The following is an 18,965-nucleotide window of genomic DNA, read 5'->3' as shown; positions in this document are numbered from 1 at the left end:
CATCACGGCGGGTCTTCGTTTTTCAGAAAGGGGCTTCAGGTCCCTGACTTGATTTTGGTCCAGGCCCGCGTGCGCGCACGTTCGGCATCACGCGGCAGCGGTTGCAGGGTGTAAAGCGTGGCCATGGCCGTTTCGGTCGGGTACAGGTTCGGGTTGTTGCGGATCGCCGGGTCGACCAGTTCCGTGGCGTCCTTGTTCGGGTTCGGGTAACCGACGAAGTCACTGACCGGCGCGATCACCTGCGGTTGCAGCAGGTAGTTGATGAAGGTGTAGGCGTCCTCGGTGTTCTTCGCGCCCTTCGGAATCGCGAGCATGTCGAACCAGATCGGCGCACCTTCTTTCGGCAGGCGCATGTCGACGGTCACCCCGTTCTTTGCTTCCTTGGCGCGGTTGGCCGCCTGGGAGAAGCTGCCGGAATAACCGACCGCGACGCAGATGTCACCGTTGGCGATGTCGGCCATGTATTTGGAGGAGTGGAAATACGTGACGTACGGCCGGATCTTCATCAACAGCGCTTCAGCCTTTTCGTAGTCCGCCGGCTTCTTGCTGTTGGGGTCCAGGCCGAGGTGTTGCAGGGCCAGGGGCAGGATTTCCGACGGCGAATCGAGCAGGGCGACGCCGCACTGCTTGAGCTTGCTGATGTTCTCTTCCTTGAAGATCAGGTCCCAGCTGTCAACCGGCGCGTCGGCGCCCAGCGCTGCTTTGACCTTGTCCGGGTTGAAGCCGATCAGGATGGTCCCGTACATGTACGGCACGGCGAATTTGTTGCCGGGGTCGTTGGCTTCGATCAGCTTCATCAGCTTGGGATCGAGGTGGTTCCAGTTCGGCAGTTTGCTGCGGTCCAGCGGCTGGAAAACACCGGCCTCGATCTGCTTGGCGAGAAACACGTTGGACGGCACCACCGCGTCGTAACCGGAGTTGCCGGTCAGCAGCTTGGCTTCCAGCGCTTCGTTGGTGTCGAAGATGTCGTAGATCAGCTTGGTCTGGGTGTTCTGCGCCTTGAAGTCTTCCAGCGCTTTGGGGGTGATGTAGTCGAACCAGTTGTAGACGCGCAACGTGCGCTCTTCGGCGTGAGCGGCTCCGCTGAGCACCGTGGCGCAGAGCGCGGGCACGATGAAACGCTTGAGTGTGTTCATTGTTGTTATTTCCCTTGGGCGCTTTCAAAACCTTCAAGAACGTTCACGGCATTGATGCCGATTTCTTCGACCGCGTAACCGCCTTCCATCACGAACAGGGTTGGCACGCCCAGCTTGGCGATGCGCTCGCCCATCGCCAGGTAATCCGGGCTGTCGAGCTTGAACTGGGAGATTGGATCGTCCTTGAACGTATCGACGCCCAGGGACACGACGACGATCTCGGCACCGTACTTTTCGATCTCTTTGCAGGCTTGTTCCAGCGCTGCGCACCAGGTGTCCCAACCGCTGCCGGCGGGCAACGGGTAGTTGAAGTTGAAGCCTTCGCCCGCGCCTTCTCCGAGCTCGTCTTCATAACCGAGGAAGAACGGAAACTCGGCTTCCGGATGGCCGTGGATCGAAGTGAACAGCACATCGCTGCGCTCATAGAAAATCGATTGGGTGCCGTTGCCGTGGTGGTAATCGACGTCGAGGATCGCGACTTTCTTGTGGCCCTGATCGAGGAACGCCTGAGCGGCGATGGCGGCGTTGTTGAGGTAGCAATAACCGCCCATCAAGTCGCTGGCGGCATGGTGTCCCGGTGGACGGCACAACGCGAAGGCACTGCGCGCACCGCGCTGGATTTCCGCCTGGGCGGTGAGCGCCACTTGGGCTGCGCTGTACGCGGCTTGCCAGGTGCCGGCGGTGATCGGGGCGCCGCCGTCGAAGCTGTAATAACCCAGTTCGCCGTGCAGGCTGGTGGGTTTGATGCGGCGCAAGGTACGGGCCGGCCAGGTGTAAGGCAGCAAGTCGCCGTCGGTGTTGAACTCGGTCCAGCGTGCCCAGGCGCCTTTGAAGAAGTCGAGGTAGTCGCGGCTGTGGATGCGTGCGATCGGGTCGAGGCCGAAATCCTTCGGCGCTTCTACCGGGCCGAGCTTCTGGTTTTGCACCCGTGACAGCACATGGTCGGCGCGCGAGGGCATTTCGAAGCAGGGCTTGAGTTGCCCGTCTATCAATTCACAACGGCCGTGGTGCAGGTGGTGATCGTCCGAGTAGATCGTCAGCATTTCTTGTTCTCCGCAGGCTGATTCGGTTGAACACAGTCTTGCGGCGGATGGCGATTCGGAGAACGGCAGGAAAGGCCAAAAGGGGATCGATGTGGCCAAAATAGTTGACCGAAATTCGCCCCTTTTCGACACCGCAACGCCCCCAAACGACCCGATCCCTGTAGGAGCGAGGCTTGCCCGCGAAGCTTTTTGGCGTTCTCGAGGACGCCTTCGCGGGCAAGCCTCGCTCCTACAGGGATCGGCTCGTTTTCAAGGGCGGAACTGGCTGGGCGCCACGCCGCTCCAGCGCACAAAGGCATGGCGGAAGCTCGCGGTCTCGCTGAAGCCCAGCACTTCGGCGATCCGGTAGATCGGCATCTGGTCTTCGCAGAGCAGTTGCTTGGCCTGCTCGAATCGCAGCTCATCCAGCAACTCCTGATAACTGCACCCCAGGTCCTTGAGGTGGCGACGCAATGTCCGCGCCGAGCAATTCATCTGCTCGGCCAACCCTTCGAGCCCCGGTGCAGCGTTCAATTGCGCGCTGAGCAACTGACGAATCCGCCCCAGCCACGCCTGACGTCCGGTGAACTCGAGGTTCTGCTTGCGGCAGCGTTCGGCCATGGCCTGATGGGTGATGACATCCGCGAGCGGCAGGGGTTGGTCGAGCCAGCGCTTGTCGAAAGCAAAGGCGTTGTCCCGCGCTTCGAAGTGCAGCGGGCAGTTGAAGTGTGCGGCGTAGGTCGCTTGATAGTCCGGCGCGGCATGTTCGAAGCGTGCGGCGATCAACGGCAGCGGGTGACCGAGCAGGTCGTCGCAGGTGACTTTCAATGACACCAGGCAGAACTCGGCATTGAACACCGCCATCGCCGGGCTCTCCCGGTAGTCGGCGGCGACGAACCAGATGCGTTCGCCGTCGTCCTCCAGGCTCAGCTCGAAAAGTGTTCCCAACAGCGCCGGAAAACGTATCGCCAGGCGCAAAGCGTCACCGAAGGTGGCACTGGTGAGCAGCGCATAACCGAGCATCCCGTAGCAGGAAACGTGCATGCGCCGACCCAGCTCCAGGCCGATGTCACGCTTGAGCGCGACCGCGTTGGCGCAGACCTGCATTTCCTGGTTGGTGGTGATGCGCGTGTCGGCACGGTTCAAGTCCGCTGCGCTGATACCGCTCCCCGCGAGCAAGGCGTCGCTGGACAGGCCTTCGGCCTTGAAGGCGTTGAGCACCAGAGAGACAGCATTGAGGGTGGTGAGGTGGGAGTGCAGCATGAGCGGCTTCCAGCCTTGGGATGGCTGGAACGCAGCAAGTTATGTGCCGAGCACTTGTAGGAGCCGGCTTGCTGGCGATCCAGTCGACGCGGTTTTCCAGACACACCGCGTTGCATGAATCGCCAGCAAGCCGGCTCCTACAGGGTCAGGTGAGTTCGCCGCAGAGGTCGAGTTCGACCAGTCGCCGCACTTCAGCGGTGTCCAGACCTGCACCCAGCAACCCATGCAACTTGCCGAACGCCGCTTCACGAGTCATGCCGCCACCGGACAACACACCGACACCACGCAAGCGGCTGCCGGCCTCGTAAACGTCCAGCTCAACGCCACCTTCATGGCACTGCGTCACTGCAACGACCACCACGCCGTTGTCCCGTGCCCGCGAAAGCGCGGCGAGAAACTCGGGGTTGTCGCTCGGCCCGGTGCCGCTGCCGTAGCACTCAAGCACCAGGCCCTGGATGCCGCTGTTCAGCACGCCATCCAGTTGCTCGGCGCCAATGCCGGGGAACAGCGGCAACACAGCGACTTTCGCCAGTTGCTTGCTCTGGTTGTAGTTCAACGTTGCTGGCAGTGACGGGGCCTTCGCTCCGCCGCCTTGACGCTCCAGGCGCTTGAACGGATGCCGACCGAAACTGCGCACCTTCGCGCAGCGGGTTGGCGCCAGCAGCTCGCCGTGGAAGTACAGATGCACACCCGGCGCCAGACCTTGGCCCAAAGCAACCAGAGCACCGCCGAGGTTTTCCCAGGCATCGCTGTCGGTCACGCCGGCCGGCAACATCGAACCGGTGAAGCACACCCGCGCATTAAGGCCGAGCAATTGAAAGCTCATGGCCGCCGCGCTGTAGGCGAGGGTGTCGGTGCCGTGCAGGATCAACACGCTGTCGCAGCCCTGAACGTCGACGGCATCGACCACTGCTTCACGCAGTTGCTGCCAATAGGTCGGGGACATGTTGGCGCTGTCGATCAGCGGCGACATCTCGCGAAAGCGCCACTGCGGCACCACCAGCTCAGGCTGGCTGTGCAGGTATTCACGCATCCGCGCTTCGAAACCGGAGGCCGGAGCCAGGCCGTGTTCGCTGGCTTGCATGCCGATGGTGCCGCCGGTGTAGAGCACCATGACGTGCTGGGCGGCAGGGTAGGTCGAGGAATTCATGGAGATGCTCCGAGAACGATGAGTTCCCCTTGTAGGAGTGAGACCGGCTTGCCGGCGATAGCGGTCTATCAGCCAGCATTAATGTCGCCTGACACGCCCTCATCGCCGGCAAGCCGGTCTCACTCCTACAGGGTTTTTCGCACTTTAACCGATCAGCGTTGCGCTGCGGGTATGCCTTGCGCTTCAGCTTCAGCCTTGGTGGCAGCAGCTGGCGGGTTGGCTGGCCAGGCGTTCAGGTCCAGGTCCAGGTCCGGGAACTTGCTCGAATCGAACACCGGTGTCTTGATGCCGGCAGCGCGCTGGTCATCGTAGTCACGCAGGATGCGCATGCCGACCTTGAACAGCAGGAACAGCGCGATCAGGTTCACGAACGCGAGCAGGGTCATGGTGATGTCGGCAAACGCGAACACCGTGCCGAGGTTCTCGATCGCACCCCAGAAAATCAACACCAGTACCAGCGCGCGGTAGCCGATCAGCGCCTTGCGGTTTTCACCGATCAGGAAGCGCAGGTTGCTCTCGCCCAGGTAGTAGTTGTAGAGAATCGAGGTGAACACGAACAGCGCCAGTGCCACGGAGATGAACATCCGGCCCCAGTCACCCACCACAGCGGCGAGCGAGTTCTGGGTCAGGGCAATGCCGTCGCCTTCGAAGCCCGGGGTGTAGAAACCCGAAAGCAGGATCAGCAACGCGGTGCAGGTGCAGATTACAAAGGTATCGAGGAACACGCTGAACGCCTGAACCACGCCTTGTGAAACCGGGTGTTCAACCGACGCCACGGCCGCTACGTTTGGCGCACTGCCCAGGCCTGCTTCGTTGGCGAACACGCCACGCTTCACGCCCATGACGATGGCGCTGCCGATCAGGCCGCCGAAGGCCTGGTCCAGACCGAACGCGCTTTTGACGATGGTCATCAGCATCGCCGGTACGTGGTCGAATTGCAGCACGATCACGTAGATGGTCACGCCGATGTACACCAGGGTTTTCACCGGCACCAACAGGTCAGCGACCTTGGCGATGCGCTTGATCCCGCCGATGAACACCAGGCCCAGCAACACCGCCAGGGCCAGACCGGTCCAGGTGGTGTCGAAGCCGAACGCGTTGTTCAGCGAGTGAGTCACGGCGTGGGATTGCAGGCCGTTGAAGGCAAACCCGAAGGTGATCAGCAGCAGGAACGCCATGATCATGCCCAACCAGCGTTTCTGCAGGCCGTGCTGGATGTAATAGGACGGGCCGCCACGGTAAGTGCCGTCGGCATCGGCGCGTTTGTAGAGCTGGCCGAGGGAGCATTCGAAGAAGCTGCTGGACATGCCGACCAGCGCGGTCACCCACATCCAGAACACCGCACCTGGCCCGCCGAGGGTCACGGCAATGCCGACACCGGCGATGTTGCCCGCACCGACGCGGCCGGCGAGGCTGAGCATCAGGGCCTGGAAGGAGCTGAGTTGCCCGGCGCTGCTTTTGAGGCTGTCGCGGAACACCGCGAACATGTGGAAGAAGTGACGCAATTGAACGAAACGCGAGCGGATCGTGAAGTAGCTACCGAGCCCGACAATGAGCACGATCAGTACTTTCCCTGAGAGGAAGTCGTTAATGACTTCGAGCATGGATTATTCCTCGCTGTTTTTTTTGTGTAGGCAAATGCTGGACGGTCGGAAACATCGCGTTACACCGCTGTGCGCACGGCACAACAGGCGAGGCGAAGGTTCGTCCCGATTTCATATTGCGGGTTTGTTATTAGTTCGGGTTTCGCATGGGTTTGGGCCTCGTTACCGACGACCGCTCACGCGAAGAGGGGCGGCACTATACCGATGACAGTGCCGTCCGTCTGCACGATTGTGGTGCATTCGGTGAAGCGAAGCCTTTGAAACACCCGACGTTACCGGCGTCGGGCTCTTGTAGGAGCAAGCTTGCTCGCGATGCAGACGCTGCGGTCTTTCAGGTAAACCGCGTTGTCGTTCATCGCGGGCAAGCCCGCTCCCACAGGTTCTGGGTTGTTGCAAAAGAGTTAAAAAAAAGGGCCTGGGGAGTAAATCCCCAAGCCCTCAAAAGGTGAGAGGTGTCTAGTCCCTCGACCTGGTGAGCGGTGCTACAAGTAACGCGTCGGTTCAGGCTTTAAGCGGAACCAGACGCGGAGCAATCATGTTTTCCGGGCGCAGGATGTCGGCGAGCATTTCTTCGTCGAGCAAGCCTTCTTCGCGCACCAGTTCCAGCACGCCACGGCCGCTTTCAAGGGCGATACGGGCGATGCGGGTGGCGTTTTTGTAGCCGATGTACGGGTTCAGTGCGGTGACCAGCCCGATCGAGTGCTCGACCAGTTCACGGCAGCGCGCTTCGTTGGCGGTGATGCCGACGATGCAGTGCTCGCGCAGCATGTCCATGGCGCGTTGCAGCAGGCGGATCGAGTCGAGGATCTTGAAAGCGATCAGCGGCTCCATCACGTTCAGTTGCAGTTGGCCGCCTTCGGCTGCCATGGTCAGCGCCAGATCGTTACCGATGACCTGGAACGCAACCTGGTTCACGGCTTCCGGGATCACCGGGTTGACCTTGCCTGGCATGATCGAGCTGCCTGGCTGACGCGCCGGCAGGTTGATCTCGTTGATGCCGGTGCGTGGGCCGCTGGACAGCAGGCGCAGGTCGTTACAGATCTTCGACAGCTTGACCGCAGTGCGCTTGAGCATGCCGGAGAACAGCACGAAGGCGCCCATGTCGGAGGTGGCTTCGATCAGGTCGGCGGCTGGAACCAGCGGTTGACCGCTGATCAGCGCCAGACGCTGTACGGCCAGAGCCTGATAACGCGGGTCGGCGTTGATGCCGGTGCCGATCGCGGTGCCGCCCAGGTTGACTTCGGTCAGCAGTTCCGGGGCCAGCGTCTTCAGACGGGCCAGGTCTTCGCCCATCGTGGTGGCGAAAGCACGGAACTCTTGACCCAGGGTCATCGGCACGGCGTCTTGCAGCTGGGTACGACCCATCTTCAGGACGTGGTTGAATTCTTGACCCTTGGCCGCGAATGCCTGAATCAGGCTGTCGAGGCTGGCCAGCAGAGCGTCATGACCCAGCAGCAGACCCAGGCGGATCGCGGTCGGGTAGGCGTCGTTGGTCGACTGCGCCATGTTCACGTCGTCGTTCGGGTGCAGGTACTGGTATTCGCCTTTCTGGTGACCCATGGCCTCCAGCGCGATGTTGGCGATGACTTCGTTGGCATTCATGTTGGTCGAAGTGCCAGCGCCGCCTTGAATCATGTCCACCACGAACTCTTCGTGGAAGTCGCCGCGGATCAAACGTGCACAGGCTTCGCTGATGGCAGCGTGCTTGGCTTCGCTCAGGTGACCCAACTCACGGTTGGCGTCAGCAGCGGCCTGTTTAACCATGGCCAGGCCGACAACCAGTTTCGGGTAGTGCGAAATCGGAACGCCCGAAAGGCGGAAGTTATTCACCGCTCGCAGGGTCTGGATACCGTAATACGCTTGAGCCGGTACTTCGAGAGCGCCAAGCAGGTCATTTTCTGTGCGGAATGATGCAGCGGAGGACATGATAGAAATCATCTCAATATGGACCCGGTCTGTGCCGGAACACCGCAAATGCTAGGCTTGTAGAGAATTTTCGGCCAATGCTGTTAAACACTGGCCTATGCATATTCGGCATAATGCCCGTGTGACGCCGTGTCTGTGGCGAACGTGTGACCTAATTTGGTGCGTGTCCGGGAGGACTTGATGAATCTGGAAAGCAAATGGCTTGAGGACTTTAGTGCTCTGGCCGCCACCCGCAGCTTCTCCCAGGCTGCCGAACGCCGCTTCGTGACGCAGCCGGCGTTCAGCCGACGGATCCGCAGCCTTGAGGCCGCGCTGGGGCTGCAACTGGTCAATCGTTCGCGCACGCCGATCGAGCTGACGGCGGCGGGGCAGTTGTTCCTCGTCACCGCGCGGACCGTGGTCGAACAGCTCGGCGAAGTGCTGCGTCATCTTCATCATCTGGAAGGCGGGCAGGGCGAAGTGATGCAAGTCGCGGCGGCTCACTCCTTGGCTTTGGGTTTCTTTCCGCGTTGGATCGCGCAATTGCGCAACGAAGGGCTGAACATCGCCACGCGGTTGGTGGCGACCAACGTTGGCGACGCGGTGCATGCCTTGCGCGAAGGCGGTTGCGACTTGATGCTGGCGTTCTACGACCCGGACGCCGCGATGCAGATGGACCCGGAAATTTTCCCGTCGCTGCACCTTGGGCACACGGAAATGTTGCCGGTGTGCGCAGCAGATGCCGACGGCAAGCCGCTGTTCGATCTGGAAGGCGAAGCCAGCGTTCCGTTGCTCGCCTACAGCGCCGGCGCCTTTCTCGGGCGTTCGGTGAACGGCTTGCTGCGCCAGCGTGCGCTGCGGTTTACCACGGTGTATGAAACCGCCATGGCCGACAGCCTGAAAAGCATGGCGCTGGAAGGCCTGGGCATCGCCTGGGTGCCGCAACTGAGTGTGCGTGCCGAACTGGCGCGCGGTGAACTGGTGGTCTGCGGCGGCCCGCAATGGCATGTGCCGCTGGAAATTCGTTTGTACCGCTGCGCGTTGGTGCGCAAGGCCAACGTACGGTTGTTGTGGCGCAAACTCGAAGGCGGCGCCGCCCAGACCCCCACCGGACTGTAGGAGCCGGCTTGCCGGCGATCCAGGCAACGCGGTGTGTCAGTAAAAACCGCGTCGCATTGATCGCCAGCAAGCTGGCTCCTACAAGGGATTGGGGATTGACCTTCAGGTCAATAAACCCGGGGTTTTGCGCCGTATGACAGATGGTCGCATCGGGGGCTGTTTATCTGCTTCATTGAGGTATACTGCGCGGCCTTCGGCCGGTTCGTCCGGCCATTTTTCGTACAATCAAGCCACGCATTTTGCGTGGCTTGTTGTTTTTTGACGCGCCTGCGGGCGCCCAGAGAGAAGAGGCACGACGATGAGTGCACTGGTTGGCGTGATCATGGGCTCCAAGTCCGATTGGTCCACCCTTAGCCACACCGCCGATATGCTGGAAAAGCTCGGCATCCCTTACGAGGTGAAAGTGGTCTCTGCCCACCGCACCCCGGACCTGCTGTTCCAGTACGCCGAAGAGGCCGAGGCGCGTGGCATCGAGGTGATCATCGCCGGTGCCGGTGGCGCGGCCCACTTGCCAGGCATGTGTGCGGCCAAGACCCACCTGCCGGTGCTGGGCGTGCCGGTGCAGTCGGCGATGCTCTCGGGCGTCGATTCGCTGCTGTCTATCGTGCAAATGCCAGCAGGCATTCCGGTTGCCACTTTGGCCATCGGCAAGGCCGGCGCGATCAATGCCGCGCTGCTGTCGGCGAGCATCCTCGGCGCCAAGCACCCGCAGTTCCACGAAGTGCTGAAGACTTTCCGCGCTGAGCAGACAGACAGCGTCCTGGACAATCCAGACCCACGCATCGCCTGAGGTTGTTGACGATGAAGATCGGTGTAATCGGTGGCGGCCAGTTGGGTCGCATGTTGGCGCTGGCGGGCACTCCGCTGGGCATGAACTTCGCTTTCCTGGACCCCGCGCCGGATGCTTGCGCAGCCGCGTTGGGCGAGCACCTGCGGGCCGATTACGGCGATCAGGATCACCTGCGCCAACTGGCCGATGAAGTCGATCTGGTGACCTTCGAGTTCGAGAGCGTCCCGGCTGAAACCGTGGCGTTCCTGTCGCAATTCGTTCCGGTCTACCCGAGCGCCGAAGCCCTGCGCATCGCTCGTGATCGCTGGTTCGAGAAGAGCATGTTCAAGGACCTGGGGATTCCGACCCCGGCGTTCGCCGACATCCAGTCGCAAGCCGATCTGGACGCCGCCGTGGCCTCCATCGGTCTGCCGGCCGTGCTGAAAACCCGCACCCTGGGTTACGACGGCAAGGGCCAGAAAGTCCTGCGCACCGCTGAAGACGTGGTGGGCACCTTCGCTGAACTGGGCAGCGTTGCCTGCCTGCTGGAAGGCTTCGTGCCGTTCACCGGTGAAGTGTCGCTGATTGCCGTGCGCGCCCGCGATGGCGAAACGAAGTTCTACCCGCTGGTTCACAACACCCACGACAGCGGCATCCTCAAGCTGTCCGTGGCCAGCACAGACCACCCGCTGCAAGCCTTGGCCGAAGACTACTCCAGCCGCGTGCTCAAGCAGTTGAACTACGTTGGCGTGATGGCGTTCGAGTTCTTTGAAGTCGACGGTGGCCTCAAGGCCAACGAGATCGCCCCGCGCGTGCACAACTCCGGGCACTGGACCACTGAAGGCGCCGAGTGCAGCCAGTTCGAAAACCACCTGCGCGCCGTAGCCGGCCTGCCGTTGGGTTCGACCGCCAAGGTCGGCGAGAGCGCGATGCTCAACTTCATCGGTAAAGTGCCGGACACCGAGAAAGTCCTGGCCATCGCCGATTGCCATCTGCACCACTACGGCAAGGCGTTCAAGGTCGGCCGCAAGGTTGGTCACGCCAACCTGCGTTGCGCGGACCGCGAGACGCTGGCGGCACAGATCCTCAAGGTCGAAGCCCTCATCGCCGAATAAATAGTTTCATGTGGCAGCGGCGGAACCATTCAGGGGCCGCCGTTCTCTCATGGCAGGATGCCAAAGTCTGACTAGGCTTTGGCATAGCCATCCAATCAGAGGGAAATGCCATGGGAATTATCGGAACCATCTTTATCGGCTTGATCGTCGGCCTGCTGGCGCGGTTCCTGAAACCGGGCGATGACAGCATGGGCTGGATCATGACCATCCTGCTCGGTATCGGCGGTTCGCTGGCGGCCACTTACGGCGGTCAGGCCCTGGGCATCTACCAGGCCGGTCAAGGCGCGGGCTTCATCGGTGCGCTGGTCGGCGCCGTGGTGTTGCTGGTGATCTACGGCTTGATCAAAAAGAACTGATTCAGGCGACAAAGTCCTCTCGGCTGCGCAGTCCGGGAGGACTAGAATGCTCGGCGACTTATCGTCCTTCCTTTACCGAGCACCTCCATGCGCCGTCTTCTATTGACTGTCCTTTTACTGGGTTCGGGCCTTGCCCATGCCGGCGAACTGCCGGAAACCGACTGGCTCGAACTGATGCCCAAGTCGGACCAGAAAGCCCTCGAGGCCATGCCCGAAATCGATCACAACTCCCCCGAAGCCAATGGCACCTTTACCGAAAAGGGTGGCATGAAGCAGAGCAAGGGCTTGCCGGCGGTGATGTACTCGACCAAGACCGTGGCGTCGATGAACGACAAGAACATCCGCATCGGTGGTTATCCGGTGCCGCTGGAGTCCGACGCCAAGGGCCGCAGCACGCTGTTCTTCCTCGTGCCGTATCCGGGCGCCTGCATCCACGTGCCGCCACCGCCGCCTAACCAGTTGGTGCTGGTGCGATATCCGAAAGGGTTGAAGCTCAATGATATCTACACGCCGCTGTGGGTGACCGGCACGTTGAAGATCGAGAAGGTCAACAACGACCTGGCCGATGCAGCGTATGCGCTGGATGCGGCGCAAGTGCGGGTGGTGAAGGAATCGGATCTGTAGGCGGTCAAAACTGTGGGAGCGAGCCTGCTCGCGAAAGCGGTGTGTCAGTTAACATCAATGGTGTCTGACACGACGCATTCGCGAGCAGGCTCGCTCCCACATTTGGTTTTGCGGTGTTGCTTATAGCGGTGTGCTGGCGATGCTTACGCCGAGGGTATGGCTCGCACCCGGCGCCAGCGTCACCACATTATCCATCACATTCGCCGTCTCGATGCACAGCATCCGTTGCCAGCCATCATCAGCCATGTCGCTGAACGCCGCTGCGCGATCAATCCACGGGTTCCAGATCACCGCCGAGCGCGAACCACTGCTGGTCAGCTCGATACGCCGTTCCCAGGCCGGGTCGACAATGCTCAGCTTCGCCGGGGTATTGAGGTAGATGCGATCGGTCTCGCCGGCAAAACGCAGGTCGCCGGTCTGAGTCTTGGTTTTCCAGTCTTCCAGCGTCTCGATGTACTTCAAGCCATCCAGCCCATCAACATGCACATTGCGCACATCGCTGACCGCGAAATAGCTGTGCAGCGCCTGGCTGATCGTGACTTTTTCCGAGCCCTGGTTGTGGCTGGTCAGGCTGATGTGCAGTTGCTCATCCAGACGAATGCTCAACTTCAAATCCACCTGATGCGGCCAGCCGGGGAAGCCGCCATCGGGGTAGGGCAGGACGAATTCCACCTTCAGGCTTTCACCTTCGGTTTCGATGCCGCCCAGTTCCCAGTCCATCGCCCGTACAAAACCGTGGGCGCTCGGCGGTTCGTTGCTGACGCGCATCGCCTGAACGCTCTGCGGGTTGCGCGAAAGGTTGCCGAACCACGGCCAGCACACCGGCACGCCGGCGCGGATGTTCTTGCCGGTCTTGAACACAGCCTCGTCGTTGAGCCAGATCAGCGGCGGTTGGCCGGCCAATTGATAACTGAGGATGTGCGCACCTTGCTGGGCGACCAGCAATTCGGCCTGACCGTGGCGGATGCGCCAGCAGTTCAGTTCATCCAGTTTCACGGCTTCAACGTTGGGCGTGCTCATGGGGCAATTCTCGATCAGGAACAATGACTGCAATGGACCGCAAAACGCTCGCCGTGTTTAACGTGCGCGTGGCGGAACCGAACGGGTGCGACCGCTGCCGTCGATGGCCACGAACACAAACACGGCTTCAGTCACTTTACGCCACTCGCTGGACAGTGGATCGTCGCTCCAGACCTCGACCATCATCTGAATCGAGCTGCGGCCGATTTCCAGTGCCTGGGTATAGAAGGAGAGCTGAGCGCCCACCGCCACCGGAACCAGGAACGCCATACGGTCGATCGCCACAGTCGCCACGCGTCCGCCCGCGACTTTGCTGGCCATTGCGGTGCCGGCCAAATCCATCTGCGCCACCAGCCAGCCGCCGAAAATATCGCCGAAACCGTTGGTTTCACGCGGAAGCGCGGTGATTTGCAGGGCCAGGTCGCCTTGCGGGATTGGATCTTCTTGTTCGAGCTCTATCATTCCGGGGGTGCCTCTGACCCGTGACTCTTCATTGGTACTTCAGGTGAATAGCCGTCTCAGAAAAAACGATTCAGCCCCGAACATACTACGTTCGTCACGTTTTTCGTAAGGCGCCTAAAGGGAAACTCTGCGAAATCGACTGGTAGGCCAGCAGCGTCTTCGCACAGCAACCCTTTCAAACTGTTGCAAGATCCCGAGTATATCGGTCGGTAGACTCCGAGACGACCGTCCGGTTCTCATTTTGACCGTCAAATACGCACCTCTATGTGCTTTTTCGAACAATTTGCTATCGTGCCGGACCTGCCCAAGCCTCCGCCAGCGTTGTTGAGGTTGCAGATCCGACTATAAGAGAAGCCTTGCCATGACCACAGCGCCCTCGAGCATCGCGCAGCCGACCCAGCCCGCACGTCCGTTGACCCGCAATGACTACAAGACTTTATCGCTGTCCGCCCTTGGCGGTGCGCTGGAGTTCTACGACTTCATCATCTTCGTGTTTTTCGCCACGGTGGTCGGCAAGCTGTTCTTCCCGGCCGACATGCCCGAGTGGCTGCGCCTGATGCAGACCTTCGGCATCTTCGCCGCCGGTTACCTGGCGCGTCCGCTGGGCGGTATTGTGATGGCGCACTTCGGCGACCTGCTGGGTCGCAAGAAGATGTTCACCCTGAGTATTTTCATGATGGCGGTGCCGACCCTGATCATGGGTTTGCTGCCGACGTACGCGCAGATCGGCATGTGGGCGCCGATCCTGTTGCTGCTGATGCGCGTGATTCAGGGCGCAGCGATTGGCGGTGAAGTGCCCGGCGCGTGGGTCTTCGTTTCCGAACACGTGCCACAACGGCATATCGGCTACGCCTGCGGCACCCTGACGAGCGGTCTGACGGCGGGGATCCTTTTGGGGTCGCTGGTCGCCACCGCGATCAACAGCATTTACACCCCGGTGGAAGTGTCGGATTACGCCTGGCGGATCCCGTTCCTGCTCGGTGGCGTGTTTGGCCTGTTCTCGGTTTACCTTCGCCGCTGGCTGCACGAAACCCCTGTTTTCGCTGAGCTGCAACTGCGCAAGGCCCTGGCCGAAGAAGTGCCGCTGCGTGCCGTATTGCGCGACCATCGTGGCGCGATCGCGATTTCCATGCTGCTGACCTGGTTGCTGTCCGCCGGCATTATCGTGGTCATCCTGATGACCCCGACCGTGCTGCAGACGGTTTACCACTTCGCACCGACCACCGCGTTGCAGGCCAACAGCCTGGCGATTGTGTTCCTGAGCCTCGGTTGTGTGGCTTCCGGCGCGTTGGCCGACCGCTTCGGCGCGGGCCGGGTGTTCGTGTTCGGCAGTGCCGCGCTGCTGATCAGTTCGTGGACCTTCTATCACAGCCTGTTCAACCACCCGGACTGGCTGTTCCCGATGTATTCCCTGACCGGTCTGTTGGTCGGCACCATTGGTGCGGTGCCGTACGTGATGGTCAAAGCCTTTCCGGCAGTGGTGCGCTTCAGCGGGCTGTCGTTCTCCTACAACCTGGCTTATGCGATTTTTGGTGGCCTGACGCCGATGGTGGTGACGTTGCTGCTGAAGGAGAGCCCGATGGGGCCTGCGTATTACGTGGCGATCATTTGTGGCGTCGGGATTGTGGTCGGCGGTTATCTCTGGAAGAAGGGGCGCTAGTACAGGCCTCATCGCCGGCAAGCCGGCTCCTACAGTTGATCGTTGTCGTTACAACAACCCTTGTAGGAGCCGGCTTGCCGGCGATGAACGATAACGCGGAATCACTTTGAAACACGGAATACTGGCCTTTCATCCAATTGTCATATTTCAGCCATAGAGTGTTCACACGGCCTGCTGATACTTGGCCCCGACTAACACACTCTATCTGCTAGGAGTAAGGCATGAAACTGAAGCGTTTGATGGCGGCAATGACTTTTGTCGCTGCTGGCGTTGCGACTGCCAACGCGTTCGCCGCTGTTGACCCTGCTATCCCGAGCTACACCAAGACCACTGGTGTGTCGGGCAACCTGTCCAGCGTCGGCTCCGATACCCTGGCCAACCTCATGACCCTGTGGGCTGAGAACTACAAAAAAGAATACCCGAACGTAAACATCCAGATTCAGGCCGCTGGCTCCGCCACTGCGCCACCTGCGCTGACTGAAGGCACCTCCAACCTGGGCCCGATGAGCCGCAAGATGAAGGACACCGAACTGGCTGCCTTCGAGCAGAAGTACGGCTACAAGCCAACCGCTATCCCGGTTGCCGTGGACGCCCTGGCTGTCTTCGTTCACAAGGACAACCCGATCCAGCACCTGACCATGGAACAAGTCGACGCGATCTTCTCGTCCACTCGTCTGTGCGGCGCTAAAACCGACGTGAAAACCTGGGGCGACCTGGGTGTGACCGGCGACCTGGCCAACAAGCCGGTTCAACTGTTCGGTCGTAACTCGGTATCCGGCACCTACGGCTACTTCAAAGAAGAAGCCCTGTGCAAAGGCGACTACAAGCCAAACGTCAACGAACAACCAGGCTCGGCTTCGGTCGTGCAGTCGATCAGCTCCTCGCTGAACGGCATCGGTTACTCGGGCATCGGCTACAAGACCGCTAGCGTGAAGACTGTGGCCCTGGCCAAGAAAGGCAGCCAGGACTTCATCGAAGACACCGAAGAAAACGCCCTGAACGGCAAATACCCGCTGTCGCGTTTCCTCTACGTTTACGTCAACAAAGCCCCGAACAAGCCTCTGGCCCCGCTGGAAGCCGAGTTCGTGAAACTGGTTCTGTCCAAACAGGGCCAGGAAGTTGTAGTGAAAGACGGCTACATCCCACTGCCGGCCAAAGTTGCTGCAAAAGCACTGGCTGACCTGGGTCTGCAAGAAGGCGGCGCTGAAGTCGCAAAAAAGTAAAACCCTAGGTCCGGGTTGATCCCGGACCTGTAGGAGCAAAGCTTGCTCGCGAACGCGGTGGGTCAGTCGACATTGATACTGAATGTTACGACCCATTCGCGGGCAAGCCTCGCTCCTACAAGGCTCAGGGTTGCCATTTCCGGCAGCCCGGCCTCCCCAAATTTTTGATCCACTGCCAGTTCCCGCTGGCGGCGGATTTGTTGCGTCACTGCATTGTCATCTTTCTGTCATACAGGATCGCTAGGGTGTGCGCATGAATGATCTGGCCAATTCCACCATGACTACAAATCCCCCCAAGCGAATTGATTTCAATACGCCTGAGTTGCAACGCAAGCGCCGCATCCGCGCGCTCAAAGATCGCCTGACCCGCTGGTACGTCCTCGTTGGCGGCCTTGCCGTTCTCGGCGCGATCACGCTGATCTTCTTCTTCCTTGCCTACGTCGTCCTGCCCCTGTTCCAGGGTGCCGACCTGACCGCCAAGGAATCCATCACGCCCGCCTGGATGCAGGACGCCGGCAAGCCGCTGATGATCTCCCTGGAAGAGCAGAACCAGGTCGCCATGCGGGTTTCCGACAAAGGGCAGGCACTGTTTTTCGACATCGACAGTGGCGCCGAACTCAAGCGCGTCGATCTGCCGGTTCCGGCCGGCGCTACCGTGACCTCCATCGGCGAAGACCAACCGGGCCATCCATTGGTGGCGGTGGGCTTCTCCAATGGCCAGGCGCTGGTGTTCCGTCACACCTATAAAGTCAGCTACCCGGACGGCAAGAAGACCATCTCGCCGGCCGTCGAATATCCGTACGGCGAAACCCCGATTGCGCTGAACGAGGCGGGCGGTGCGCTGGAACACGTCAGCCTCAACGCCACCGATTCGACCCTGATGCTGGTCGGTTCCACCGGTTCGCAACTCAATGTTCTGTCGCTGACCAGCGAAGAGAACATGATGACCGGCGAAATCACCAACGAGCAGAAACGCATCGATCTGCCGCAGATGACCGAGCCGGTGAAGAACATCTTCGTCGACCCGCGCCAGCAGTGGCTGTATGTGATTAACGGTCGTGCGCAAGCCGACGTGTTCAGCCTGCGCGACAAGAGCCTCAACGGTCGCTACAAGCTGCTCGAAAACGGCGAAGCCGAGATCACCGCCAGCACCCAACTGGTGGGCGGTATCTCACTGATCCTCGGCGACTCCAAAGGTGGCCTGGCCCAGTGGTTCATGGCTCGCGACCCGGATGGCGAACTGCGCCTGAAGCAGATCCGCACCTTCCAGATGGGCACCACGCCAATCGTTGAAATCACTGCCGAAGAGCGTCGCAAAGGCTTCATCGCCCTGGACGCTTCCGGCAAGCTCGGCGTATTCCACAGCACCGCGCACCGCACCTTGCTGGTGGACCAGGTCGTGGAAGGCCAGGGCCTGTTCGGTCTGTCGCCACGGGCCAACCGCGTGATCGTGGAGGCCGGCGGCAAGATTCAACCGCTGCTGCTCGACAACCCGCACCCGGAAGTGTCGTGGAGCGCGCTGTGGAGCAAGGTCTGGTACGAGAACTACGACGAGCCTAAATACGTTTGGCAATCGACCGCCGCCAACACCGATTTCGAACCGAAGCTGAGCTTGTCTCCGCTGACCTTCGGCACCCTGAAAGCCGCGTTCTACGCCATGCTGCTGGCCGCGCCACTGGCCGTCGCTGCGGCGATCTATACCGCGTACTTCATGGCCCCGGGCATGCGCCGCAAGGTCAAGCCGGTGATCGAGCTGATGGAAGCGATGCCGACGGTGATCCTCGGTTTCTTCGCCGGTCTGTTCCTCGCACCGTATGTAGAAGGGCATTTGCCGGGCATCTTCAGCCTGCTGATGCTCTTGCCGATCGGCATTCTGGTGGCCGGCTTCGTCTTCAGTCGCCTGCCTGAGTCCATCCGCCTGAAAGTGCCGGACGGTTGGGAAAGCGCGATTCTGATCCCGGTGATCCTGTTCGTGGGCTGGCTCTCGCTGTACATGAGCCCGTTCATGGAGAACTGGTTCTTCGGCGGCGACATGCGCATGTGGATCTCCCACGACCTGGGCATCACCTACGACCAGCGCAACGCACTGGTGGTCGGGCTGGCCATGGGCTTCGCGGTGATCCCGAACATCTACTCCATCGCCGAAGACGCCGTGTTCAGCGTGCCGCGTGGCCTGACCCTCGGTTCCCTGGCCCTCGGTGCCACGCCGTGGCAGACCATGACCCGCGTGGTAATCCTCACCGCCAGCCCGGGCATCTTCTCGGCGCTGATGATCGGCATGGGCCGCGCGGTCGGTGAAACCATGATCGTGCTGATGGCCACCGGTAACACCCCGGTCATGGAAATGAACCTGTTCGAAGGTCTGCGCACCCTGGCGGCCAACGTCGCGGTGGAAATGCCCGAATCGGAAGTCGGCGGCAGCCACTACCGCGTGCTGTTCCTCTCGGCGCTGGTGCTGCTGTTGTTCACCTTCGTCATGAACACCCTCGCAGAACTGATTCGTCAGCGTCTGCGCAAGAAATACTCGTCGCTTTAAG

At 60.8% G+C, this 18,965-nt stretch carries 16 protein-coding genes; 8 read left to right on the top strand and 8 right to left on the bottom strand.

Annotated elements, in window-relative coordinates:
• Positions 1–35: 35 nt before the first annotated feature.
• The 6 genes from KGB25_RS02070 to aspA form a co-directional block, all read right to left on the bottom strand.
• Complete coding sequence (locus tag KGB25_RS02070) at positions 36–1,136, bottom strand: polyamine ABC transporter substrate-binding protein (protein WP_008038136.1); 1,101 nt, start codon at positions 1,134–1,136, stop codon at positions 36–38.
• Between the two features lie 5 nt (positions 1,137–1,141).
• Complete coding sequence (locus tag KGB25_RS02065) at positions 1,142–2,179, bottom strand: histone deacetylase family protein (protein WP_192228177.1); 1,038 nt, start codon at positions 2,177–2,179, stop codon at positions 1,142–1,144.
• A 249-nt stretch (positions 2,180–2,428) separates the two neighbouring features.
• Positions 2,429–3,421: an AraC family transcriptional regulator gene (locus KGB25_RS02060; RefSeq protein WP_008030718.1), complete on the bottom strand. Its 993-nt coding sequence runs from the start codon at positions 3,419–3,421 to the stop codon at positions 2,429–2,431.
• Between the two features lie 145 nt (positions 3,422–3,566).
• Positions 3,567–4,571, bottom strand: coding sequence for an asparaginase (locus KGB25_RS02055; RefSeq protein WP_008038134.1), 1,005 nt, complete (start codon positions 4,569–4,571; stop codon positions 3,567–3,569).
• 152 nt (positions 4,572–4,723) lie between these two features.
• Positions 4,724–6,175 (bottom strand): alanine/glycine:cation symporter family protein, encoded by a 1,452-nt coding sequence (locus KGB25_RS02050; protein WP_008030716.1) that lies wholly within the window; start codon positions 6,173–6,175, stop codon positions 4,724–4,726.
• A 501-nt stretch (positions 6,176–6,676) separates the two neighbouring features.
• On the bottom strand, positions 6,677–8,101 hold the full coding sequence (gene aspA / locus KGB25_RS02045; protein WP_008030715.1) for an aspartate ammonia-lyase: 1,425 nt from the start codon (positions 8,099–8,101) through the stop codon (positions 6,677–6,679).
• A 180-nt stretch (positions 8,102–8,281) separates the two neighbouring features.
• Between aspA and KGB25_RS02040 the strand changes: the two genes are divergently transcribed.
• From KGB25_RS02040 to KGB25_RS02020, 5 genes are all read left to right on the top strand, one after another.
• A complete protein-coding gene (locus KGB25_RS02040; protein WP_008030714.1) occupies positions 8,282–9,199 on the top strand; it encodes a LysR substrate-binding domain-containing protein in 918 nt (305 codons plus the stop codon).
• Positions 9,200–9,497: 298 nt separating this feature from the next.
• The gene (purE, locus tag KGB25_RS02035; protein ID WP_008030713.1) at positions 9,498–9,989 is read left to right on the top strand and encodes a 5-(carboxyamino)imidazole ribonucleotide mutase; all 492 of its coding nucleotides are present in this window, start codon (positions 9,498–9,500) and stop codon (positions 9,987–9,989) included.
• A gap of 11 nt (positions 9,990–10,000) precedes the next feature.
• On the top strand, positions 10,001–11,083 hold the full coding sequence (locus tag KGB25_RS02030; protein WP_008030711.1) for a 5-(carboxyamino)imidazole ribonucleotide synthase: 1,083 nt from the start codon (positions 10,001–10,003) through the stop codon (positions 11,081–11,083).
• Positions 11,084–11,193: 110 nt separating this feature from the next.
• Positions 11,194–11,439 (top strand): GlsB/YeaQ/YmgE family stress response membrane protein, encoded by a 246-nt coding sequence (locus KGB25_RS02025; protein ID WP_008030708.1) that lies wholly within the window; start codon positions 11,194–11,196, stop codon positions 11,437–11,439.
• Between the two features lie 87 nt (positions 11,440–11,526).
• Entirely contained in the window at positions 11,527–12,063 is a 537-nt protein-coding gene (locus tag KGB25_RS02020) for a DUF3299 domain-containing protein (RefSeq protein ID WP_008030706.1), read from the top strand.
• A gap of 120 nt (positions 12,064–12,183) precedes the next feature.
• On the opposite strand, the gene KGB25_RS02015 is transcribed toward KGB25_RS02020, so the two are convergent.
• Positions 12,184–13,083, bottom strand: coding sequence for a D-hexose-6-phosphate mutarotase (locus KGB25_RS02015; RefSeq protein WP_223434114.1), 900 nt, complete (start codon positions 13,081–13,083; stop codon positions 12,184–12,186).
• Positions 13,084–13,140: 57 nt separating this feature from the next.
• On the bottom strand, positions 13,141–13,545 hold the full coding sequence (locus tag KGB25_RS02010) for an acyl-CoA thioesterase (protein ID WP_007896491.1): 405 nt from the start codon (positions 13,543–13,545) through the stop codon (positions 13,141–13,143).
• A 361-nt stretch (positions 13,546–13,906) separates the two neighbouring features.
• Here KGB25_RS02010 and KGB25_RS02005 point away from each other — a divergent pair, with 361 nt between their 5' ends.
• The 3 genes from KGB25_RS02005 (at position 13,907) to KGB25_RS01995 (ending at position 18,964) form a co-directional block, all read left to right on the top strand.
• A complete protein-coding gene (locus tag KGB25_RS02005) occupies positions 13,907–15,205 on the top strand; it encodes an MFS transporter (RefSeq protein ID WP_008030702.1) in 1,299 nt (432 codons plus the stop codon).
• Between the two features lie 221 nt (positions 15,206–15,426).
• Positions 15,427–16,428, top strand: a complete 1,002-nt coding sequence (locus tag KGB25_RS02000) for a phosphate ABC transporter substrate-binding protein PstS (protein WP_008038131.1) — start codon at positions 15,427–15,429, stop codon at positions 16,426–16,428.
• A 253-nt stretch (positions 16,429–16,681) separates the two neighbouring features.
• Positions 16,682–18,964: an ABC transporter permease subunit gene (locus KGB25_RS01995; protein ID WP_008030700.1), complete on the top strand. Its 2,283-nt coding sequence runs from the start codon at positions 16,682–16,684 to the stop codon at positions 18,962–18,964.
• Position 18,965 lies beyond the last annotated feature (1 nt).

The organism is Pseudomonas sp. BF-RE-21, from assembly GCF_019947305.1.
GTDB classification, from domain to species: Bacteria; Pseudomonadota; Gammaproteobacteria; order Pseudomonadales; family Pseudomonadaceae; genus Aquipseudomonas; species Aquipseudomonas migulae.
The sequence above is the reverse complement of the archived record's forward strand: the minus strand, read 5'-3'. Positions and strand labels throughout refer to the sequence as shown.